The 20,810-nt window shown below is 75.2% G+C and carries 18 protein-coding genes; 4 read left to right on the forward strand and 14 right to left on the reverse strand.

Features of this window, described 5'->3' with window-relative positions; all coding sequences use genetic code 11:
* Window positions 1-184 precede the first annotated feature (184 nt).
* A complete protein-coding gene (locus tag C0216_RS21345; RefSeq protein ID WP_114056830.1) occupies window positions 185-1,165 on the forward strand; it encodes an SDR family oxidoreductase in 981 nt (326 codons plus the stop codon).
* Here C0216_RS21345 and C0216_RS21350 read toward each other — a convergent pair.
* From C0216_RS21350 to C0216_RS21380, 7 genes are all read right to left on the reverse strand, one after another.
* A complete protein-coding gene (locus C0216_RS21350; protein WP_114056831.1) occupies window positions 1,156-2,208 on the reverse strand; it encodes a helix-turn-helix transcriptional regulator in 1,053 nt (350 codons plus the stop codon). The two genes, C0216_RS21345 and C0216_RS21350, sit on opposite strands and share 10 nt — an antisense overlap.
* Window positions 2,209-2,359: 151 nt before the next feature.
* Window positions 2,360-3,211: a hypothetical protein gene (locus C0216_RS21355; RefSeq protein ID WP_114056832.1), complete on the reverse strand. Its 852-nt coding sequence runs from the start codon at window positions 3,209-3,211 to the stop codon at window positions 2,360-2,362.
* Window positions 3,212-3,244: 33 nt separating this feature from the next.
* On the reverse strand, window positions 3,245-3,685 hold the full coding sequence (locus tag C0216_RS21360) for a hypothetical protein (protein WP_114056833.1): 441 nt from the start codon (window positions 3,683-3,685) through the stop codon (window positions 3,245-3,247).
* A gap of 58 nt (window positions 3,686-3,743) precedes the next feature.
* The gene (locus tag C0216_RS21365) at window positions 3,744-5,114 is read right to left on the reverse strand and encodes a pyridoxal phosphate-dependent decarboxylase family protein (RefSeq protein WP_114056834.1); all 1,371 of its coding nucleotides are present in this window, start codon (window positions 5,112-5,114) and stop codon (window positions 3,744-3,746) included.
* A 212-nt stretch (window positions 5,115-5,326) separates the two neighbouring features.
* Window positions 5,327-6,076 carry an N-acetyltransferase gene (locus tag C0216_RS21370; RefSeq protein ID WP_114056835.1) on the reverse strand — a complete coding sequence of 250 codons (750 nt, stop codon included), beginning with the start codon at window positions 6,074-6,076 and terminating at the stop codon, window positions 5,327-5,329.
* Window positions 6,077-6,131: 55 nt separating this feature from the next.
* Window positions 6,132-6,707, reverse strand: a complete 576-nt coding sequence (locus C0216_RS21375; protein ID WP_114056836.1) for a histidine phosphatase family protein — start codon at window positions 6,705-6,707, stop codon at window positions 6,132-6,134.
* A gap of 31 nt (window positions 6,708-6,738) precedes the next feature.
* On the reverse strand, window positions 6,739-8,196 hold the full coding sequence (locus tag C0216_RS21380) for a PLP-dependent aminotransferase family protein (RefSeq protein WP_114056837.1): 1,458 nt from the start codon (window positions 8,194-8,196) through the stop codon (window positions 6,739-6,741).
* On the opposite strand from C0216_RS21380, the gene C0216_RS21385 reads away from it, so the two are divergent.
* Complete coding sequence (locus tag C0216_RS21385; RefSeq protein ID WP_114056838.1) at window positions 8,195-9,211, forward strand: DMT family transporter; 1,017 nt, start codon at window positions 8,195-8,197, stop codon at window positions 9,209-9,211. The two genes, C0216_RS21380 and C0216_RS21385, sit on opposite strands and share 2 nt — an antisense overlap.
* Before the next feature lie 54 nt (window positions 9,212-9,265).
* On the forward strand, window positions 9,266-9,463 hold the full coding sequence (locus C0216_RS21390; protein ID WP_114056839.1) for a DUF1918 domain-containing protein: 198 nt from the start codon (window positions 9,266-9,268) through the stop codon (window positions 9,461-9,463).
* Between the two features lie 10 nt (window positions 9,464-9,473).
* Here C0216_RS21390 and C0216_RS21395 read toward each other — a convergent pair whose 3' ends face one another.
* Entirely contained in the window at window positions 9,474-10,781 is a 1,308-nt protein-coding gene (locus C0216_RS21395) for a glycoside hydrolase family 10 protein (RefSeq protein ID WP_114056840.1), read from the reverse strand.
* Window positions 10,782-10,933: 152 nt separating this feature from the next.
* Between C0216_RS21395 and C0216_RS21400 the strand changes: the two genes are divergently transcribed.
* A complete protein-coding gene (locus tag C0216_RS21400; protein ID WP_114056841.1) occupies window positions 10,934-11,827 on the forward strand; it encodes a 3-hydroxybutyryl-CoA dehydrogenase in 894 nt (297 codons plus the stop codon).
* Between the two features lie 79 nt (window positions 11,828-11,906).
* On the opposite strand, the gene C0216_RS21405 is transcribed toward C0216_RS21400, so the two are convergent.
* The 6 genes from C0216_RS21405 to C0216_RS21430 all read right to left on the reverse strand — a co-directional run bounded on the left by C0216_RS21405 (window position 11,907) and on the right by C0216_RS21430 (window position 20,801).
* A complete protein-coding gene (locus C0216_RS21405) occupies window positions 11,907-13,247 on the reverse strand; it encodes a transcriptional regulator (protein ID WP_114056842.1) in 1,341 nt (446 codons plus the stop codon).
* Between the two features lie 350 nt (window positions 13,248-13,597).
* Window positions 13,598-14,686, reverse strand: a complete 1,089-nt coding sequence (locus C0216_RS21410; protein WP_114056843.1) for a PP2C family protein-serine/threonine phosphatase — start codon at window positions 14,684-14,686, stop codon at window positions 13,598-13,600.
* A 173-nt stretch (window positions 14,687-14,859) separates the two neighbouring features.
* The gene (gene pheT / locus C0216_RS21415; protein WP_114056844.1) at window positions 14,860-17,388 is read right to left on the reverse strand and encodes a phenylalanine--tRNA ligase subunit beta; all 2,529 of its coding nucleotides are present in this window, start codon (window positions 17,386-17,388) and stop codon (window positions 14,860-14,862) included.
* On the reverse strand, window positions 17,388-18,518 hold the full coding sequence (gene pheS, locus C0216_RS21420) for a phenylalanine--tRNA ligase subunit alpha (protein WP_114056845.1): 1,131 nt from the start codon (window positions 18,516-18,518) through the stop codon (window positions 17,388-17,390). Before pheS ends, pheT begins: the two co-directional genes overlap by 1 nt.
* A gap of 145 nt (window positions 18,519-18,663) precedes the next feature.
* Complete coding sequence (locus tag C0216_RS21425) at window positions 18,664-19,881, reverse strand: sensor histidine kinase (protein WP_114056846.1); 1,218 nt, start codon at window positions 19,879-19,881, stop codon at window positions 18,664-18,666.
* Between the two features lie 56 nt (window positions 19,882-19,937).
* Complete coding sequence (locus tag C0216_RS21430) at window positions 19,938-20,801, reverse strand: TrmH family RNA methyltransferase (protein ID WP_114056847.1); 864 nt, start codon at window positions 20,799-20,801, stop codon at window positions 19,938-19,940.
* Window positions 20,802-20,810: the final 9 nt, after the last annotated feature.

Below are 20,810 nucleotides of genomic sequence, written 5' to 3' on the forward strand. Positions count from 1 at the left end.
CCCGTGAGCGGTCGAGCCGGCCCGTGCGCGCCTGTGCGGCTCGGACCGAGGTGATCTGCGCTCGGTCGCAGCAGGTCGGCGACGCCCGCATCCACCTGCGGTCTCTGCGCTGTGGTCGGGGTGAGGCGGGACCTCCGGCAAAGGGTGACGTGTTCTGTCAGTTTTGGCATGAACGATGGATGCCATGGCGAACGAGAACAGCACCATCCGGAACACTCGAAACACCGTGCAGGGCGGCACAGCGGGTCCGCTGGCGGGGCGGGTAGCCCTCGTGGCGGGTGCTACCCGCGGGGCGGGACGGGCTCAGGCCGTGGAGCTGGGCAGGGCCGGTGCGACGGTGTATGTCACCGGCCGCACCACCCGGGCCCGGGCCAGCGAGGTCGGCCGGACCACCGAGACCATCGAGGAGACCGCCGAACTCGTCACCGCAGCGGGCGGCACCGGGATCGCGGTGCCCACCGACCATCTCGACGAAGCCCGGGTACGCGCCCTCGTCGAGCGCATCGACCGGGAGTGCGGGCGGCTCGACATCCTCGTCAACGACCTGTGGGGCGGCGAGCACCTTCTGGTCACCTCGGTGTTCGGGAAGAAGAGCTGGGAGACACCGCTTGCTGACGGCCTGCGGATCCTGGAGCTTGGCGTGCGCTCGCACGTGATCACGGCGGCGCTGCTGCTTCCGTTGCTGATCCGCTCCGACGCGCCGCTGCATGTGGAGGTAACCGACGGCACCGCGCACTTCAACCGCCGTTACCGGGAGAACATCTACTACGACCTGGCGAAGAACGCCCTGATCCGCCTCGCGTTCGGGCTGGGACAGGAGCTCGCCCCGTACGGGGGCGCGGCGGTCGCGGTCTCGCCCGGCTTCCTGCGCTCGGAGCAGATGCTCTCCCACTTCGGTGTGAGTGAGGAGAACTGGCGTGACGCGATCGCCCAGGAGCCGGCGTTCGCGATCGCGGAGTCCCCGCGCTACTTGGCCCGTACGGTCGCGGCACTTGCCGCCGACCGGGACCGCGCCAAGCGGTGGAACGGCAAGTCCACCTCCAGCGGGGAACTCGCCAGGGCGTACGGGGTGACGGACGTGGACGGCAGCCGCCCGGACGCCTGGGCGTACTTCGAGGACGTGGTGTACGGCGGCAAGGAAGCCTCCGCCGAGGACTACCGCTGATCCTCGTCTTCCTCGGGCGACGCCGTCCCGGGGGCGGCCTGGTAGAGCGCGGCCAGCGCCGCCGCGTGCACACGGAAGCGGGCGCGCAGCCGGGCAGGGGCCAGCACCTCGGCGTCCGCGCCGAGCCGGGCCAACTGGTCGAAGGCGACGTCCTCGGACTCCGCCGGCAGGTCGACGGTGACCAGGCCGGCGGAGTCCGGGGCGCTCGCCGAGGCGAGTGCGTCCGCAACGGCGGCCCCGTCCACCACGGCGGGCAACCGGTCCAGCCCCCGGCCGGTGAGCCGGACCGTGACGGTGGTGCGCAGCAGGGTGCGGGCGAAGGCAGCTGAGTGAGCCTCCCAGTGCGCGGCCAGGTCGAAGGACGGGTCGCGCACGAACGGTTCCTGTACGTCGGGCGCGGGGCCCAGCGCAGTGATCCGGTCGACCCGGTAGGTGCGCCAGCCGTCGTCCCGGTCCTCGCCCGGGACGCGGGCCACGACGTACCAGGTGCCGGCCTTCAGTACGAGCCCATACGGCTCCACCACCCGGGCCACGGCGGCGGGCGGCGCCCCGTCCCGGCCGGGCCGCGCGTACGACAGTTGGACGGCCCGGTCCGCCCACACCGCGCGGGCCAGCTCCGGCAGTAGTTGCGGGGTGGCGGGTTCGCGAAACCAGGCGGGGGCGTCGAGGTGGAAGCGGCGCACCGATGACTCGGCGGCCTGGCGTACCGACGGGAGCAGGGTCGCGGTCAGCTTCAGCCGGGCGGTTTCCGCCGCGTCCGACAGCCCCAGGTCCCGCAACGCCGAGGGCAGACCGGACAGGAACAGGGTCTCCGCCTCGCTCGCATGGAGCGTGGTGAGCCGGGTCCGGTATCCGGCGGCAAGGAAATACCCGCCCACCCGGCCCCGCTCCGATCGGACGGGGACGCCGGCTTCCTGCAATGCCTGGGCGTCGCGGATCACGGTCCGCTCGGAGATCTCCAGCTCACGAGCCAGGGCGGCCGCGGTCAGGCCGGGGTTGGACTGAATCAGGAGAGCCATACGAATCAGACGGGCAGCACGCATTCTCAAAGGATCACCGACCCGACGAACAAGCGGGATCTCCTGCTGCCACTGGCCCACCCGGGACAGTGCGAGAACCGAGCTCCGGACTCGGCCGCACGGGCCGGCTACGACGCTCGGTCACAGGGCACCGTCGGCGGCCTCGTCATGTGCATCAGGCCGCGCCCGCACCATTCGAGGAGCCGGTCGCCCGGGTGGAGCGGGGTTGGGCGCGCAGCGCGGGCAGCCGGGCCTGGTGGGCTGCCCCGGAGAGGCTCTCGCCGAGGGCCAGCAGGGAGAGGAGCCGCACGGTCCGGCCGGCCGCGGCGGCGGCCTCCAGCTTGTGGTGGCCGTCGAGGAGGAAGTGGGTCAGGCCCCAGTGCACGGAAAGGTCATCCTGCAAGTCGAGCGCGGGCTGGCACACGTCGAGCGTGGAGACCGCCACTGCCGTGGGGACCGCTCCCTCTGCCGTGAGCATGAGGTATTCCTCGACGCGTTGCCGGTCGTTCCAGGCCGGGGGAACCATGGGGACGACGAATTCGTAGAGGTGGGCGTCCGAGTCCACCGCGGTCTCGAAGGTCCGGTAGTACGGGGTGTGCGGATACTGGGGAAGGCCCCAGAACTGGTCGATCCCCCACGACGCGACCTGCTCCTCGCTGAAGTAGTCGCCTTCCCTGCCGGGGGTGATCAGCTTGGGTTCCACGCTCAGGAGCAGCGGAAGGTACTCGCCCTCCGGCAGCAGCGCACCGAACGCATCGATCACACCGGCGTCGTCCGGATCGTCCAGTGCTCCGGTGAGACGTTCCTGCATGCTCTCCAGTGACAGCTTCTCCCGTCCGGATTCCAGCCTGCGGAACAGGAGCGGGCAGGTCCCGCAGGGGAAGCTGAGCTCGAAGGCGGGTTCGTCGTCGACGAAGAGCAGGCGGCGCCGCGGCCCGCCGCCGGCCTTCTGCAGTTCCGCGTCGAAGCGCAGCCGCGCCTCGGAGGGAGCGACGCCGAGGGTGCGGGGGGCGGCCGTTTTGATCATCACGGTACGACCGTACGCGACGCACGGCCGCGGCTATCGCGGTGCCAGGCGCTGCCGCACGGCCGAGGCGGCTCCCGTGAGGAGAGCGAGCAGGAACAGGACGAGACCGGTGACGACCACGGGATTCACCCACGTCGGCACGAGCTCCGTGCCCACGCCGCCCCGGGTGACGCACTGCGCGCTGACCGGCAGCGTCCACCGCGTCACGATGCGGTCGCCGCGCACGCCCTGCGCCGCGCACATCTGGTCGGGGTCCAGGATGTAGAACCCCGACATCACGCCCCGGCTGTAGGCGCCGAACGACACCGCGGCGGCGATGGCGGCGACCAGCGCGCAGGTGGCGGCGCTCGGCGTACGCCCGGCGGTGGGCCGCTGGTCGCGGGCCCGTCGGACCAGCAGGGCGACAGCGCCCAGGATGACGCAGGGCACCAGGACCGGGGCCCAGAGGACGGCCGGGAACAGGAAGTTCTTCACCCTCGGCCAGACACCGCCCGGGCGGGTCCGGTTCCGCCCCGCGCTGCTCCTGCGGGCGTCAGGGGGAGGTGGCGGCGCGGTGGATTGCGGCCAGGGTGCGGGTGACGTCCTCCGGGGTGGTCGCCCAGTTGCTCACCGAGATGCGCATGACGCGGCGGCCGCGCCAGGTGGAGCCGCTGATCCACGCCGTGCCCTCGTCCAGGAGGCGGGCGAGGACGCGGTCGGTGCGGGCGTCGCTGCCGAAGGCGGCGCAGACCTGGGTGAAGACGACGTCGTTCAGGACGGTCGCCCCGTCGATCTCGGCGATGCCCTCGGCGAACGTGCGGGCGTGCCGGCACAGGCGGTCGACGAGGTCGGCGACGCCGGTCCGGCCCAGGGAGCGCAGGGCGGCCCACACGGTGAACGCGCGGCCGCGCCGGGAGAGTTCCGGGACCTTGTCGACGGGATCGCCCTGCCTGTCGTCCTGGATGAGGTACGCACCGTGCAGGCCCATGGCGGCGCGCAGGGCGGACGGGTCGCGGACGACGGCGAGGCCGCAGTCGTAGGGGACATTCAGGGTCTTGTGGGCGTCGGTCGCCCAGGAGTCCGCTCCGGCGCAGCCGGCCGTCAGGTGGGCGAGGGACGGGGAGGCTGCGGCCCACAGGCCGAACGCGCCGTCGACGTGCACCCAGGCGCCGGCCCGGTGCGCGGCACGGACGGCCTCCTCGAACGGGTCGAAGGCGCCGGTGTGGATGTCGCCGGCCTGGAGGACGACGACGGTCGGGTCCGTCCCGGCGGCGTCCAGGGCGTGGCGCAGCGCCTCGGGCCGGATGCGGCCCTGCCCGTCGGCCTCGACGAGGGCGGGAGTGCCGAGGCCGAGGTAGCGCAGGGCGAGGTCGACGGCCATGTGGCGGTCCTCCCCGGCGAGGACGTGCACCGGGGGGCCGCCGGCCAGGCCGTCGCGGGCGGGGTTGCGGCCGGCCCGGGCGAGGACGGCGTCGCGGGCGGCGGCGAGGCAGGTGAAGTTCGCCATGGTGGCGCCGGTGGTGAAGCCGACGGCGCTGCCGGCGGGCAGGCCCAGCAGGTCCAGGAGCCAGGCGGCGGCGATGTCCTCGACGGCCGTGTGCGCGGGCGAGACGGTGCGCATCACGCAGTTCTGGTCCCAGGCGCTGACGAGCCAGTCGGCGGCGAGCGCGGCCGGTTCGGTGCCGCCGACGACGAACCCGAAGAAGCGGCTGCCGGGGAAGGCGGTCAGGCCGGGCTCGCAGGCGCCGGCGAGCAGGTCGACGACGTCGGCGGGCGGGGTGGGGCCGTCGGGCAGTTCGGGGCCGAGCGCGCGCACCACCTCGTCGACCGTGGCGCGGGCGGGCACCCGGCGGTCGGGCAGGCTCGCGAGCCATCGGACGGCATGGTCGTGGGCCCGCCGGAGCGCGGCCTCGCGCGCGTCCATACCTCGGACTATGGGACGGCGGCGCCGGGCGCGCAAGCGGCGCCCCCGTGCGCGGGCGCGCAGCCACGGCACCCGTCCCGCGCCGCCCGGCGTACGGAGCCGCGTGCGCCCGGGGTACGGAACCGCGTGCGCCCGGCGCAGGCCCCGCAGACCGGACCGCGGAGGTCCGGCGCGGCGGGCGCGCGGCCGGTGGCCGCCCGCTGGGCGGTGTCTCAGGTCAGGGAGTGGCGGACCCACACGTTGGCCTCGACGAGGACCGCGTAGCCCTCCTGCGGGTGGCAGTGGACGGGGGCCAGGGCTCCGGGGACGCGGACCGGGCCGGGCGTGTCGAAGGGGAGGCCGGTCCACTCGCGCCAGTCGGCGGTCGGCGCGCTGATCGTCTGCGAGAGCGGCGCCACGGAGTCGATGGCGGCTCCGGCGCGGACGTGCACGCGCAGCCAGGGGTCGTACGGGAGGCCGTCGTCGCGGGTGCGGTACGCGTACTCCTGCATCGGCGTGTCGGGCTCGGCGGCCTTGGCGCTGGGCCGGACCGGTGCCACGACCTCGGCGAAGCCGCGGGCGCGCGCGTTGTCCCGCATCGCGGCCAGAACGGCCCCGGACAGGCCGCGGCCCTGCCGGGCGGTGTCGACGCTGATCTCGACGGCTCCGACGGTGTCCGCGGCCGTGCCGCGGCGCCGGTCGGAGAAGGCCCACATGAGGAGCTGGTCCCAGCCCCGGGCGGGCAGGGTGCCGTCGCGGCCGGGGGCGTGCTGGGCGAAGGGGAGGCTGAAGGCGCGTGCCGCGATGGCGTCGCCTTCGGTGGCGACCAGGATGTACTCGGGGAACTCCGCGACCATGCGCGGGTAGAGCAGCCAGGCGAGCGGGTCGTGCTCGGCGAAGGCGGGCCACGAGTCCTGCATGTCCCAGAGCCGCCCGGCGAGTTCGGGGCGCTCCGCAAGGGTGGTGATCTTGATCCCGGTCATGTGCGCAGGCTAGGGGCGGTTCCGGGCCGGGTTCCACCCGGTTTCCGTACGGGGTTCAGGCGCGGGCCTGGAGCGAGAGGTGCCAGTGCCCGGCGCTGCCGGTGAGGGTGACGGTGGACAGCGGCCGGACGTCCACGCTCCAGTACGTCTGCGGGGCGGCCCGCAGGGCGTAGACGAGGGCGGCGCGGACGGCGGACGGCTCGGCGACAGCGACGATGGCGCCGCCGTCCTCGGCGGGCCGGGAGTCGAGCCAGCCGCCGATGCGCGCGATGAAGGCGAGCAGGGTTTCGCCGCCGTGCGGGGCGGCGTGCGGGTCGGCGAGCCAGCGCTCGACCGCTCCCGGCTCGCGGGCGGCGACCTCGGCGAGGGTCAGGCCGCGCCACCGCCCCATGTCCCATTCGCGCAGGGCGACCTGGGCGAGCGGGGCGTAGCCGAGGGCCTGGCCGGTGGCGCGGCTGCGCGGGCCGGGCGAGCAGTACCGCAGTTCGGCGGCGGCGAGCGGGACGAGTTCGTGGGCGGCGGATTCGAGGGCCCGCCAGCCCTCGCCGTCCGGTGGGCGGTCGTCGTCGAAGCGCTCGGCGAGCAGCGTGGAGGCGCGGGCTGCGGCGACGAGCGTGACCCGAACGTTCATGCGGTGATGGTGGGGCGCCTGCCGCCGCGGGTCAAGCGTCGTGCGGACCGGGGTCCGGGTCCGCGCCGCCGCCGAGGGCGGTGCGCAGCCGGTGGACGGCCTCGCCGAGCTCGGCCGCGCCGGAGACCCCGGCGAAGCCGAGGCGGACGTACGGGCCGGGGGGCTCCGCGCAGAAGTACGGGCGCCCGGGCGCGACGGCGACGCCCGCGCGCAGGGCGGCGGCGGCGAACCCGGCGTCGTCCCCGGTGTCGGGCCGGACCCACAGCTGGTAGCCGCCGGCGGGCAGGTGGGCCAGGTGCAGTCCGGGCAGGGAGCGCCGCAGCGCGCCGGCGAGGACGTCGCGCCGGTGGCGCAGTTCGGCGGCGACGGTGCGCAGGTGGCGGGGCCAGGAGGGGGCGCCGACGAGTTCGAGGGCGGCCTCCTGGAGCGGGCGGGGGACGAAGAAGCTGTCGACGACCTGGATGGCGCGCAGCCGGTCCATGACGGGGCCGCGGGCGGCGAGGGCGCCGACGCGCAGGCTGGGCGAGGTGGCCTTGGTCAGCGACCGGACGTGGACGACGACGCCGTCGTGGTCCTCGGCGGCCAGCGGGACGGGCAGCGGGCCGGCGTCCTCGTGGGCGAGGTGGCGGGCGTAGTCGTCCTCGACGACGAACGCCCCGGCGGCGCGGGCGGTCCGCAGCACCTCGGCGCGCCGCTCGGCGGACAGGACGGCGCCGGTGGGGTTCTGGAACAGCGGCTGGCATACGAAGACCCGCGCGCCGGTCGCCTCGAACGCAGCGGCCAGCAGCTCCGGCCGGACGCCCTCGGCGTCGACGGGGACGGGCACGGGCCGGCACCCGGAGGCGCGGGCGATGGACAGCAGGCCGGGGTAGGTCGGGGACTCGACGAGGACGGGTGCGCCGGGCGGGGCGAGGGCGCGCAGGGCGGTGGTGAGGGCGCTCTGCCCGCCGGCGGTGACGAGGACGTCGGCGGCGGTGGCGGACCCGCCGATCTCCCGGGCGAACCAGTCCCGCAGTTCGGGCAGTCCCTCGACGGGCGGGCGGCTCCAGGCGCCGGGGCGCCGCCCGGCCCGGGCGAGGGCGGCGGCCATGGCGCGCTCGGGCTGGAGGGAGGGGTGCAGGTAGCCGCCGCTCAGCTCGATGACCCCGGCAGGCGGGGCGGACAGCGAGTGGAGCACGCCGGAGGCGTCGACGGAGCGGGGCACGATGTCGCCGGCGCCCTCGGCGCTCAGCGCGACCTCCTGCCAGGAGGTGTCGCCGGGCGCGGGTTCGGCCGTACGGGGGCGGGCGCGGTAGGCGCCGGCGCCGGGGCGGGTGACGACGAGGCCTTCGGCGGCGAGGAGGGCGAGGGCGCGGGAGACGGTGACGGGGCTGACGCGGTACCGCTCGACCAGGGCGCGGCTCGACGGCAGCTTTCCACCGACCGAGTAGCGGTCCAGCTCGGAACGCAGGGAAGACGCCAACTCCGCCACACTGCTACGCTCGTACATGAGAGCACAGAATAGCGCTACCCGGTCCACGCCGATAGCGGTCGCCGGCCCCGCTCCCGCGGCCCGCTCCCGCACGGCGGCGACCCCTGCGGCTTCGGCCTCCGCCTCCGCCGCCCCTACCGCCCCTACCGCCCCCGCTGCCTCTCCCGCCCGCCGCAGCGCCCGCGGCGGCACCGTGCTCGCCTGCCTCGGCGTCGTCGCCTTCTCGCTGACGTTCCCCGCCACCGCCTGGGGTCTGGAGAGCTTCGGCCCCTGGTCCTTCGTCGCCGTGCGCAGCGTGCTCGCCGCCGCCGTCGCGGGCGCGTTCCTGCTCGCCGCCCGCGCCCCGCTGCCCGCGCGGCGGCACTGGCCGGGCCTCGCCGTCGTCGCCGGCGGGGTCGTCGTCGGGTACCCGCTGCTGACCACTCTGGCGCTGACCACCGCGACCACCTCGCACGCCGCCGTCGTCGTCGGGCTGCTGCCCCTGACCACGGCGGCCCTGTCCGCGCTGCGGACCGGCGTCCGGCCCTCGCGCCGCTTCTGGGCCGCGGCCGTCGCCGGCGCCGCCGTCGTCCTCGCCTTCACCCTGGCGCAGAGCGGCGGCTCCCTGTCCGCCGGCGACGGCTACCTCTTCGCCGCGCTGCTCGCCTGCGCGGCCGGCTACACCGAGGGCGGGCGGCTGGCCCGCGACCTGCCCGGCTGGCAGGTCATCGGCTGGGCACTGGTGGCGTGCCTGCCCCTCAACCTGGCGGGAGCCGCGGCCGGGCTCGCGTACGAGCCGGTGCACCTCGGCGTCCACGGCGTGGCGGGCCTGCTGTGGGCGGCCGTCGGCTCGACCTTCCTCGGCCTGTACGTGTGGTACCGCGGGATGGCGGAGATCGGCGCCCCACGCGCGAGCCAGCTCCAGCTCGCCCAGCCGCTGCTGACGCTGCTGTGGTCGGTGGCGCTGCTGGGCGAGCAGCTGTCCCCGGCCGCCCCCGCCGCGGCCTGCGCGGTGCTGGTCTGCATCGCCGCCACCCAGCGGGCTCAATCGTGATGAATCGCCGTAAACTGCTGTCACCGGATCCAGACCGCCTCGGAGGAGGTCAGCATGCGCGCGACCGAGGGCGACCAGCTCGTGCAACACGGCAGGATCGTGGGGCAGCACGACAAGGTCGGCGAGATCACTCAGGTGCTGGGCGAGAACGGCAACCCCCCTTACCGGGTCCGTTTCGCGGACGGCCACGAGGCCGTCATGTCCCCGGGCCCCGACTGCGTGGTGAAGCACCCAGCGGAACCCGGGCACTGACCGGGGCGGCTCAGCGCGGCGGCACCGCCGTCGGGTGGTGGTCCGCGACGACCCGCGCCAACGCCCCCGTGGGGTCCGTGACCACCTGCTGCGCGGAGAAGTAGCAGTGGCCGCGGACCTCGGCGTACCCCTTGGCGAGCGCCACGTGCCGGGTCAGCTCCTCCGGGTCGCGCCACGCCGCCGTCGCGCTCTGCGGGTCGCAGCGGTAGAGCCCCTCGCCGATGTAGAGGTCGACGCCGGTGCCGGCGACGGTCTGCGCCCACCAGGGGACGATCTTCGCGTAGTCGGCGGTCGGGTGCCCGATGTGCCAGTACACCTGCGGGACGACGTAGTCGACCCAGCCCTCGCGCACCCACCTGCGGGTGTCCGCGTACAGGTCGTCGTACGTGCCCAGCGTCTGCGTGTCCGAGCCGAGCGGGTCCTTGTCCCGGTTGCGCCACACCGCGAACGGGCTGATGCCGAAGCGTGCCGAGGGGCGCACGGTGCGGACGCGCTCCGCCATCTCGCGGACCAGCGCGTCGGTGTTGTGCCTGCGCCAGTCGGCCCGCGAGGGGAAGCCGCCGCCGTGGCGGGCGTACGCGTCGTCGTCGTCGAAGGCCTCGCCGGCGACCGGGTAGGGGTAGAAGTAGTCGTCCCAGTGGACGCCGTCCACCGCGTAGCGGGACACCGCGTCGAGCATGGCCTCCTGTACGAAGGCCCGCACCTCCGGCAGCCCCGGGTTGTAGTACAGCTTGCCGCCGTACGCCACCGTCCAGCCGGGGTTGCGGCGCGCCGGGTGCGAGGCCGCGAGGCGGGCCGGGTCGGCGTGGGTGTTGGCCACCCGGTACGGGTTGAACCAGGCGTGGAACTCCAGCCCGCGGGCGTGGGCTTCGGCGACGGCCGTGCCCAGCGGGTCCCAGCCCGGGTCGCCGCCCTGCACCCCGGTCAGCCACTGCGACCAGGGCTCCCGGGCTCCGGGCCACATGGCGTCGGCGGTGGGCCGGACCTGGAGCACCACCGCGTTCAGGCGGCGCTCGACCGCGGTGTCGTAGAGGGCGGTCAGCTCGGCTCGCTGCCGCGCCGCCGACAGGCCGGTCCGCGAGGGCCAGTCGACGTTCTGGACCGAGGCGATCCACATCCCGCGGAACTCCGCCCCGCCCCTCCGCCCCCCGCCGGCCCGCTCCCGCTGCCGCTCCCCCGCCGGGCCGGGCGCCCTGCCCTGCGCCCCGGCCGCCCGGGCCCCGTCCTCGCGCGGCGCGGCCTGCGCCTGCCCTGCCGCGGCGGACGCCAGCGCCCCCGCGGCTCCGGCCAGCAGCCCCCGTCGACCCATGTGCGTCATGTGCTCGCTCCGCTCCTCTGCGTGACATCTCCTGCGTGGGGTCAGCATGCCCGCCCCGGCCCTCTGCCACGGGCAGGGTCGGGGGTAACGTCGGGGGGCGTGGCGGGCGCCGGAAGCAGTCACCACTGCACGAACGGGGGACCCGCCCACCGATGACCAGCGAAAGGCACGAAGTGACTGACCTCCCTTCCGACATCACCCGAGTCGGCGTAGTGGGCTGCGGCCAGATGGGCGCTGGCATCGCCGAGGTCTGCGCCCGCAGCGGACTGGACGTCAAGGTCGCCGAGACCACCGGCGAGGCCCTGGAGATCGGCCGGACCCGGCTGCAGAACTCCCTGTCGAAGGCCGCCGCCCGCGGCAAGATCAGCGAGGAGGAGCGGGACTCCACCCTGGCCCGCCTCTCCTTCACCACCGACCTCGGCGAGTTCGCCGACCGCGACCTGGTCATCGAGGCGGTCGTCGAGAACGAGCAGGTCAAGACGGAGATCTTCCAGGTCCTCGACCAGGTCGTCACCCGCCGGGACGCCATCCTCGCCTCGAACACCTCGTCGATCCCGCTGGTCAAGCTGGCCGTCGCGACCTCCCGCCCCGACCAGGTCATCGGCATCCACTTCTTCAACCCGGCGCCCGTGCAGAAGCTCGTCGAGCTGATCCCCGCCCTCACCACGGGCGAGGAGACCATCAAGCGGGCCGAGGCCCTGGTGCACAACGTGCTCGACAAGCACGCCATCCGCGCCCAGGACCGGTCGGGCTTCGTCGTCAACGCCCTCCTCGTCCCGTACCTGCTCTCCGCGATCCGGATGTTCGAGTCGGGCATCGCCAGCCGCGAGGACATCGACAACGGCATGGAGTTCGGCTGCGCCCACCCGATGGGCCCGCTGAAGCTGTCCGACCTGATCGGCCTGGACACCGTGGCCTCGATCGCCGACTCGATGTACGCCGAGTTCAAGGAGCCGCTGTACGCCGCTCCCCCGCTGCTCCAGCGGATGGTCGACGCCGGCCGCCTCGGCCGCAAGACCGGTTCGGGCTTCTACCCGTACAACTGACCCCGGCGCCCCGGGAGCAGCCCGGCCGCTCCGGCGGCGGCCGGGGCCCCGCCCGCGCGACCGGCGGCGGCCCGAGCGGTCACAGCGGGACGCTCAGCGCACCGTCGATGAGGCGGGCCGTCTCCTCCGCGCCCGAACACCCGCTGGACAGCAGCTGTTCGCGGACCGCGCGCATCCGGTCGCGGAGCCGCTGCGACTCCATCCCCTTGGCCCGTTCGGCCATTTCGGCGGCTGCTGCGGCCGCCCGGTCCGCCTCGCCCTGGCGCAGCTGGATCTCGCAGAGCATCGCGAGCCGGTGGACCCGGCCGCGGTCGTGCGCCGGGGTGCCGACGGCGGCCGCGGCCTGCTCGTGGGCGGCGTCGAGTTCCCCGAGGCTGAGAAGGGCCTCCGCCACCTGGACGTTGACGAGGCCGGGCTGGACGTAGCCGGTCTCGTCGGGTTCGCAGCCGGGGCGGATCCGCTCGGCGGCGGCCTCCGCGTGCCGGATGCACCCCAGTGCGGCGGTGGTGTCCCCGAGTTGGGCGTACGCCTTGGCCTGCATCGCGTACAGGTCGGCGGCCAGTGCCGCGGTGGTGTGGCGGCCCGCGGCGCGCAGCGCGGTCTCGGCGAACGCGACGGCCTGGCGGTGGTCGCGCAGGTGGAGGGACTGGTTGACCAGCAGGGCGATGACGTAGGCGCCGAGTCCGCGGTCGCCGCTGGCCTTGGCCAGCCGCAGCGCCTGGTGGAAGTAGCGCTGGGCCAGGCCGTGCGCGTCGGAGTCGTACGCGCAGATCCCGGCGACGGCGACGAGGGAGCCGGCGGCCCGGTGCAGGCGGCGGCCGAGATCGTCGGGGTAGCTGCCGCGGAGCAGGGGCGCGGTCTCGCTGCCGAGGAAGCGGACGATGCGGGCGCGGGTGGCGATGCCGCCGGCCCGCCGGTACATCAGCTCGTAGTGGGCGCGGGCGGCGCGGAGGACCTCGATGTGCCCGGGGCCGACGCGCAGGGGCCCGTCGCGGGAGACGTCGGCGTCCTCGGGCGGGTTCTCCCACTCCCAGACGGGGATGACGGCCGGCGTGCCGGTGAGGGCGGGCGCCGCGTGCAGGGGGAAGCGGCCCTGCTCGTCGGAGCGCCACAGGGCCGCGGCCCTGTCGACGAAGCCGCTGAGCGGGGAGGCGTGCGGGCCGGCCGGTTGGCCCGGTACGCCGAAGCCGACGTCGTCGAGGGAGACCGGGCGGCGCAGCCGGCCCCCGAGCACCTCGCAGATCAGGTCGGGGACCTGCCCGCGGGGGCGCTGACCCTTCAACCACCGGTTGACGGCGGTGTGTTCGTAGCGCAGGGCGAGCCCGCGGGAGCGGCCCGCCTGGTTCACGTGCGCGGCGAGTCCTGCATGGGACATGCCCGCCTCGGCGAGGAGGGCGTCGAGCAGGGCGTTGGGCTGCATGGGCCCCTCCAAGGGCTCGTCCGGACCAGGCTAGTGGGTGCGGCCTTCACACGGGGTGCGAACCGAGTACGCGCATAAATGCGATGCGTACCCTGCCGCGGGGAGCCCCGGGGGCGGTTCACTGAAGAGCCTCGCCAAGAGGCCGCACGGGTCGTCGGCTCCCCCTCGTACAGTGCGACGACCCGCCACCCGCGCCGCCCGTCCGCTGTCTGCCCGACACTCCACGGCCGGCGGGCGGCGCACCCCGGCTCCGCCGGCGCCCGGTTGGTCACCGGGCCCGGGCGCGAGCCGGCGGGAACGCGCGCCGGGCCCTCCCACCGGGGCCCGGTGTGCGGTTCCCGGCCGAAGGGTCAGGCGCAGCGGTCGCTGCGGACCGCCAGCAGGGCGGCGTCGTCCGCGGGGTGCCCGCCGGTGTGGCGCAGCAGCGCCGCGTGCACGCCCGCGACCAGCCGCGCGGGCGTGGCCGCCGGCTGCCGGGCGGCGATGCCGGCAAGAACGCGGGGCAGGGGGAAGAACCGGCCGGCCGCGTCGCGGGCGTCCTCGGCGCCGTCCGTGTGCAGGAACAGCACGTCCCCGGGCCCGAGTCGGCCGCAGCCCCCCGCCTCGAGCCCGTCCGGTACGGGCGCCACCCCGAGCGGGGGCAGCGGATCGCCGCCGTCCAGGGCCCGTACGTCCGGCCAGGGGCAGGCGGGCGCGGGCACCGGGAGCGGGGCCGCCGGGACGGCGTCTGCGGCGGTGCGGGCGGCCGCGGCGGGCGGCAGTGCCCCGCGGGGCCGGGGGGCCGCCCGCGCACGCAGCACATAGGGCCAGGGGTGGCCGCAGTTGAGGGCGGTCAGCGTGCCGTCCTCGGCGACCTGGAGGAGGAGCACGGTCACGAACTCCTCGGCGGCGGACCCGGCCGCCGCGGCCCCGGCGGCGTGCCCGGCCGCCGCGCGGTCGCGGACGTGCCGGCCCAGGGCGCGTTCCATCCGGCGCAGCACCCCGGCCAGCGAGGGCTCGTCGTACGCGGCTTCCCGGAAGGCCCCGAGCACGGCGGCGGCCGCGGCCGCCGAGGGCAGCCCGTGGCCCCGTACGTCGCCGATGACGACGCGGACGCCGTGCGCGGTGGGCACGGCGCCGTAGAGGTCGCCGCCGATCGCGGCGCCGCGGGTCGCGGAGAGCTGGGCGCCGGCCAGGGCGAGGCCGTCGAGCCGCGCAGGCAGGGGCCGCAGCAGTGCCCGCTGGGCGGCTTCGGCGACCTCCTGGGAGCGGCGCAGGCGGGCGAGGAGGTCACGGCGGACCCGGAGCGCGCAGCCGGCGGCCAGGAGCAGGAAGGCCGCGGTGCCGGCGAGGCTGTGCGCCCACCGGCCGGGGCCGGGCAGCTCCCGGTACGCCGTGGCGCCGCCCCCTGCGGGGACGCACGCCCGGCGCGGCTGGGGCATCTCCCCGCGCGTGATCATCCCTTGGGACTCCTGTGTCTGCCCGCTGTGGGCACCCGGCGCAACGATTGTCCCGGCCCGTCACGCGAGAGGACACGGGTCACCGGGGTTTGCACCCGAACGAGTGAGGGGCGCCTCCGTGGTGGAGGCGCCCCTCACCGGGCGCACCGGTCGGCGGCGCAGGCCGCGGCCGCTTACGCGCCGCGCAGCACCGCGCCCGTCCGCTCGGCCGCCAGCGCGACCGCCGCGTCGCGGGCCGCCGTGGACTCCTCGGCGGTCAGCGTGCGGTCGGCCGCCCGGAAGCGGAGCGCGTACGCCAGGGACTTCTTGCCCCCGCCGACCTGCTCGCCGGTGAAGACGTCGAACAGCCGCAGCGATTCGAGGAGTTCGCCCGCGCCCTTGCGCAGCGCCGCCTCGACGTCGGCTGCCGGGACGGACGCGTCGACGATCAGGGCGACGTCCTGGGTGGCCACGGGGAAGGAGGAGATCCGCGGCGACTCCACGGGCGTGCCGCCGGCCGCCGCGAGGCGGTCGAGGTCGAGCTCCATGGCGCTGGTGCGGGCGGGCAGGCCGAGGGCCTTGACGACCCGCGGGTGCAGCTCGCCGGCGTGCCCGATGACCTGCTCCACCCCGTCGATGGTGACGACGAGCTCGGCGCAGCGGCCCGGGTGCCACGGGCCGTACTGGCCCTGCCGCACGACGAGGTCCGTACCGGCCTCGGCGGCCAGCAGGCGCGCGGCCTGGACGGCGTCCGCCCACTCGGCCGGGCGGCCCTTGCCCCACCAGCCGGCCTGCTCGCGCGCCCCGGCCAGCACGACCGCGGCGTACCGCGGCTGCGCGGGCAGCGCCGCGTCGAGCGTGGCGATCTCCTCGTCCGAGGGGCGGCGGTCGACGGGCAGCCGCACGGCGACGCCCGGCTTCTCGCCGGCCCGGAAGACCAGGCCGGTCTCGAAGAGGGCCAGGTCGTGCGAGCCGCGGCTGTCGTTGCGGCGCAGCGCGCCCAGCAGGCCGGGCAGCAGCGTGGTGCGCAGCGCCGGCTCCTCGTCGGAGAGCGGGTTGACGAGGCGGACGACGTCCCGGGAGGCGTCGTGCGCGGGCAGCTGGAGCTGGTCGAAGACCTGCTCACCGATGAACGGGTAGTTCAGCGCCTCGACGTAGCCGGCGCCGGCCAGGGCGCGGCCGACCCGGCGGTGCAGCTGCTGCCGGGCGGTCAGGCCGCGGCCGGAGGGCACCTGGGGCAGCGTGGAGGGCAGGTTGGCATAGCCCTCCAGCCGGATGACCTCCTCGGCGAGGTCGTTCGGCTCGGCGAGGTCGGGCCGCCACGAGGGGACGGTGACGACGAGCTCGTCCTGGCCGTAGACGTCGCAGCCGACCTCCTGGAGGCGGCGGACGACCGTCTCCCGGCCGTACGCGACGCCCGCCACCCGGTCGGGATGGTCGGCGCGCATCGCGACGGTCCGCGGCGCGCCCGGCGCGGTCAGCTCGGTGACGCCCGCCTCGGCGGTGCCGCCGGCGAGCAGCACCAGCAGGTCGACGGTGCGCTGCGCGGCGGCCGAGGCGGCCTGCGGGTCGACGCCGCGCTCGAAGCGCTTGGACGCCTCCGAGGACAGCCGGTGCCGGCGGGCCGTGCGCGAGATGGCGATCGGGTCGAAGTGCGCGGCCTCGATGACGACGTCGGTGGTGCCGGCGACCTGGCCGGTCTCCGGGTCGGCGGCGGCGTCGGCGATCTCCGTGTCCGCGCCGCCCATGACGCCGGCGAGGCCGATCGGGCCGCTGTCGTCGGTGATCACCAGGTCCTCGGCGTCGAGGGTGCGCTTGACGCCGTCGAGGGTGGTGAGGACCTCGCCCTGCTCGGCGCGCCGCACGCCGATCGCGCCGTCGAGGCGGGCGCGGTCGTAGGCGTGCAGGGGCTGGCCGAGCTCCAGCATCACGTAGTTGGTGACGTCCACGGCGAGGGAGATCGGGCGCATGCCGGCCTTCTGCAGGCGGCGCTTGAGCCAGATCGGGGACTTCGCCTCGGGGTCCAGGCCGGTGACGGTGCGCGCGGTGAAGCGGTCGCAGCCGGCCGGGTCGGAGACCTTGACGAGGTAGCCGTAGGAGTTCGGGGCGGGCACGTCGAGGAGCGCCGGGTCGCGCAGCGGCAGGCCGTACGCGGTGGCGGTCTCGCGGGCGACGCCGCGCATCGACAGGCAGTAGCCGCGGTCGGGGGTGACGGCGATGTCGAGAACCTCGTCGCGCAGCTCCAGCAGCTCGATCGCGTCGGTGCCGGCCTCGTGCTCCGGCGGCAGCACGATGATGCCGTGCGTGCCGTCGTCGCCCATGCCGAGCTCGTCGCCGGAGCAGATCATGCCGCTGGAGGTCCTGCCGTACGTCTTGCGCGAGGCGATCGCGAAGTCGCCGGGCAGGACGGCGCCGGGCAGGGCCACGACGACCTTGTCGCCGACGGCGAAGTTCCGGGCGCCGCAGACGATCTCCTGGGGCTCGCCGGTGCCGTTGGCGGTGCCGACGTCGACGGTGCAGAAGCGGATCGGCTTCTTGAACTCGGTCAGCTCCTCGATCGTCAGCACCTGGCCGACGACGAGGGGGCCGGTGAGGTCGGCGCCGAGCTGCTCGACGGTCTCGACCTCCAGACCGGCGTCGATGAGCTTGGCCTGCACGTCACGACCGGTTTCGCCCGCAGGCAGGTCGACGTACTCCCGCAGCCACGAAAGCGGGACCCGCATCAGATCTCCATCCCGAACGGCCGGGTGAACCGGACGTCACCCTCGACCATGTCTCGCATGTCTTCCACGTTGTGCCGGAACATCAGCATCCGCTCGATGCCGAAGCCGAAGGCGAAGCCGCTGTACTTCTCCGGGTCCACGCCGCAGGCGGTGAGCACCTTGGGGTTGACCATGCCGCAGCCGCCGAGCTCGATCCAGCCCTCGCTGGAGCAGGTGCGGCAGGGGCGGTCGGGGTTGCCCACCGACGCGCCGCGGCACACGTAGCACTGCATGTCCATCTCGGCGGACGGCTCGGTGAACGGGAAGAAGTTCGGGCGCAGGCGCGTGGTGACGTCGTCCCCGAAGAGCGACTTGACCATGTGGTCGATGGTGCCCTTGAGGTCGGCCATGGTCAGGCCCTCGTCGACGGCGAGCAGCTCGACCTGGTGGAAGACCGGGGTGTGCGTCGCGTCGAGCTCGTCGGTGCGGTACACGCGGCCCGGGCAGACGATGTACACGGGCGGCTCGCGGCGCTCCAGGAGCGAGCGGGCCTGCACCGGCGAGGTGTGGGTGCGCAGGACGACACCGGACTCGTCGCCCTCGACGCCCTCGGGGCCGCGGACGAAGAAGGTGTCCTGCATCTGCCGCGCGGGGTGGTCGGGCGTGAAGTTGAGGGCGTCGAAGTTGAACCACTCCGCCTCGACCTCGGGGCCCTCGGCGACCTCGTAGCCCATGGCCGTGAAGATGTCCGCGATGCGGTCCATCAGCGTGGTCAGGGGGTGGCGGGCGCCGGCCGGCACGCGGTCGTAGGGCAGGGTGACGTCCACCGCCTCCTCGACCAGTACCCGCTCGTCGCGCTCTGCCTCCAGCTGGGCGAGGCGCTCCGCGAACGCCTTGTTCACCGCGCCGCGGGCCTGGCCCACGCGCTTGCCCGCCTCGGCCTTGGCCTGCGGGGGCAGCGCGCCGATCTCGCGGTTGGCGAGGGCGAGCGGCGAGGTGCCGCCGGCGTGGGCGGTCTTCGCGTGCGCGAGTTCGTCGAGGTCGCCGGCGGCCGCGAAGGCGGCGAGCGCCTCGTCCCGCATGCGCTCGATCTCTTCCGGTTTCAGTGCCTCGACCTCGACAGGGTCGTACGACTTGTTCGGTGCCGACATCTCTTCCCGTGCTTCCGATGGGCTGGCTGGAGGTCCCCGCTCGACGACGAGCTCGACACAAGGACGCAAAGGTGCCAAAGGACGAGTCTACGGGCCGCGGGGGGCGGAGGAGCCCGTGGGCCGCCTGGCGAGACGCTCCGCAGGATTACTGCGAGAGGTACGCCGGCGCGCCGACGGGCAGGATAAATCGGAATTCCGCGCCGCCGCCGGGTCCGCGGCCGACGGTGATCGTGCCGCCGTGCGCCTCGACGATGCCCTTGACGATGTACAGGCCCAGGCCGGTGCCGCCGCGTTTGCTGCCCCGCCAGAAGCGGGTGAAGACGCGGCCCATCGACTCCTCGGGGATGCCGGGGCCCTCATCGGTCACGGTGACGGCGGTTCCCTTCTCGGTCTTGCCCGCTGTGTTCGTCAGGCTGGTCGGCGACACGTCGATGGTGACGGTTCCGTCGCCGTGGCGCACCGCATTTTCCAGCAGGTTGCCGAGGATCTGGTCGATCTTGTCGGGGTCGGCCCACAGGTCGGGCAGGGCGCGGCTGACGCGGACGAGGAACCGCTCGGGCGCCTGGCCGTTCGCGGTGAGCGCCTGGACGTGGCGGCCGACGGCGGTGGCGATGTCGACGGGCTGGCGGCGGACTTCGAGGCGGCCGGAGTCGATGCGCGAGATGTCGAGGAGCTCGGCGATCAGCCGGGTGACGCGGTTGGCGTCGGCGTCGACGGTCTCCAGCATGAGGCGCTTCTGGTCGTCGGTGAACCGCTCCCACTTGGCGAGGAGGGTCGCGGTGAAGCCCTTGACGGAGGTCAGCGGGGAGCGCAGCTCGTGGGCGACGGTGGCGATCAGCTCGGCGTGGCTGCGCTCGGTGCGGCGGCGGGCCTCGGTGCCGCGGAGCGTCACGACGAGGCGGCGGAGCGGGCCGGCGGGCTGGGAGCGGACGTAGCGGGCGGAGACGAGGACCTCGCGGCCGCCGGGCAGGAGGAGGTTCCGCTCGGGCTGGCCGCGGCGGGTGGCGAGCCCGCCGTAGGGGTCGGTCAGGGCCCACCAGCGGCGGCCGTCGAGGTCTTCCAGCGGCAGGGCCCGCTCGATGCGGGCGCCGAGCGCCTCGGCGGGGGCGAGGGCGGTGATGCGGGCGGCGGCGGAGTTGAAGCAGATGACCCGGCCGGAGTCGTCGGCGACGACGAGCCCGTCGGGCAGGTCGTCGGGGTCGATGCCGAGCGCCGCGAGGCCCGCCGGGTCGGCGGGGCCGGGCGTGCCCGGCGCTGCGGCTCCCGGGCCGGGCGGGCCCGGGAGCTGTGCGGGAACGGTCGCCAGGGACGGCGCCCCCGCCGCGTCCGCGGCCCCTGGCGAGCTGTTCGTACCGACGGTCATGTCCCCGTACCCCACATCTCCGAGTAGCGCAGTGGGCCCCCCGGGCCGCCACATTACTAGCTGGGGGTCACGGAGCGGCACCCTCCGGACGCCCGCTGTGCACGGGCGGAGGCGTAGAGGCACACGGCGGCGGCCGTCGCGAGGTTCAGGCTCTCGGCCTTGCCGTGGATCGGGACGCGTACGACGGCGTCCGCGAGGGCGCGGGTCTCCTCGGGCAGGCCCCACGCCTCGTTGCCGAAGACCCAGGCGGACGGGCCGCCCATGGTGCCTGCGTCGAGCTCGGCGTCGAGGTCGTGCTCGCCCGCCCCGTCGGCGGCGAGGATCCGCACGCCGGCCGCCCGCAGCCCGGAGACGGCCTGCTCGACGGGGACGCCGACGGCGACGGGGAGGTGGAAGAGGGAGCCGACGGAGGCCCGTACGGACTTGGGGTTGTACAGGTCGACGGAGGCGTCGGTCAGGACGACCGCGTCGGCCCCGGCGGCGTCGGCGCAGCGCAGGACCGTGCCGGCGTTGCCGGGGTCGCGGACGTGCGCCAGGACGGCGACGAGCCGGGGCCGGGCGCGCAGGATCTCCTCGAACGGCGAGTCGAGGAAGTGGCAGACCCCGACGAGCCCCTGCGGGGTGACGGTCTGCGAGACCTCGGCGAGGACCTCGTCCGAGGCGTGGTGGACGCGCGCGCCGGAGGCCCGGGCCTCGGCGACGATCTCCGGGTAGCGCTCGGCGGCCTCGGCCGTGGCGAACAGCTCGATCAGGGTCGGGCCGCCGGGGCCGCGGTGCCCGACCGCCTCGCGGACGGCCTGCGGCCCCTCGGCGAGGAAGCGGCGCTCCTTGGTGCGGAAGTTGCGCCGGGCGAGGCGCTTGGCGGCGGCCACCCGAGGGGATCGGGGGGAGATCGGCTCGGCGGGGGCGGGGGTACCCATGGGCGGTCG

Source organism: Streptomyces globosus (genome assembly GCF_003325375.1).
GTDB lineage: Bacteria > Actinomycetota > Actinomycetes > Streptomycetales > Streptomycetaceae > Streptomyces > Streptomyces globosus_A.

Excerpts from the sequence above, each read along its gene's own strand:
- C0216_RS21345 (WP_114056830.1), top strand. The coding sequence starts at position 185 with ATGGCGAACGAGAACAGCACCATCCGGAACACTCGAAACACCGTGCAG.
- C0216_RS21350 (WP_114056831.1), bottom strand. The coding sequence starts at position 2,208 with ATGCGTGCTGCCCGTCTGATTCGTATGGCTCTCCTGATTCAGTCCAAC.
- C0216_RS21355 (WP_114056832.1), bottom strand. The coding sequence starts at position 3,211 with ATGATCAAAACGGCCGCCCCCCGCACCCTCGGCGTCGCTCCCTCCGAG.
- C0216_RS21365 (WP_114056834.1), bottom strand. The coding sequence starts at position 5,114 with ATGGACGCGCGCGAGGCCGCGCTCCGGCGGGCCCACGACCATGCCGTC.
- C0216_RS21370 (WP_114056835.1), bottom strand. The coding sequence starts at position 6,076 with ATGACCGGGATCAAGATCACCACCCTTGCGGAGCGCCCCGAACTCGCC.
- C0216_RS21375 (WP_114056836.1), bottom strand. The coding sequence starts at position 6,707 with ATGAACGTTCGGGTCACGCTCGTCGCCGCAGCCCGCGCCTCCACGCTG.
- C0216_RS21385 (WP_114056838.1), top strand. The coding sequence starts at position 8,195 with ATGAGAGCACAGAATAGCGCTACCCGGTCCACGCCGATAGCGGTCGCC.
- C0216_RS21380 (WP_114056837.1), bottom strand. The coding sequence starts at position 8,196 with ATGTACGAGCGTAGCAGTGTGGCGGAGTTGGCGTCTTCCCTGCGTTCC.
- C0216_RS21390 (WP_114056839.1), top strand. The coding sequence starts at position 9,266 with ATGCGCGCGACCGAGGGCGACCAGCTCGTGCAACACGGCAGGATCGTG.
- C0216_RS21395 (WP_114056840.1), bottom strand. The coding sequence starts at position 10,781 with ATGACGCACATGGGTCGACGGGGGCTGCTGGCCGGAGCCGCGGGGGCG.
- C0216_RS21400 (WP_114056841.1), top strand. The coding sequence starts at position 10,934 with ATGACCAGCGAAAGGCACGAAGTGACTGACCTCCCTTCCGACATCACC.
- C0216_RS21405 (WP_114056842.1), bottom strand. The coding sequence starts at position 13,247 with ATGCAGCCCAACGCCCTGCTCGACGCCCTCCTCGCCGAGGCGGGCATG.
- C0216_RS21410 (WP_114056843.1), bottom strand. The coding sequence starts at position 14,686 with ATGATCACGCGCGGGGAGATGCCCCAGCCGCGCCGGGCGTGCGTCCCC.
- pheT (WP_114056844.1), bottom strand. The coding sequence starts at position 17,388 with ATGCGGGTCCCGCTTTCGTGGCTGCGGGAGTACGTCGACCTGCCTGCG.
- pheS (WP_114056845.1), bottom strand. The coding sequence starts at position 18,518 with ATGTCGGCACCGAACAAGTCGTACGACCCTGTCGAGGTCGAGGCACTG.
- C0216_RS21425 (WP_114056846.1), bottom strand. The coding sequence starts at position 19,881 with ATGACCGTCGGTACGAACAGCTCGCCAGGGGCCGCGGACGCGGCGGGG.
- C0216_RS21430 (WP_114056847.1), bottom strand. The coding sequence starts at position 20,801 with ATGGGTACCCCCGCCCCCGCCGAGCCGATCTCCCCCCGATCCCCTCGG.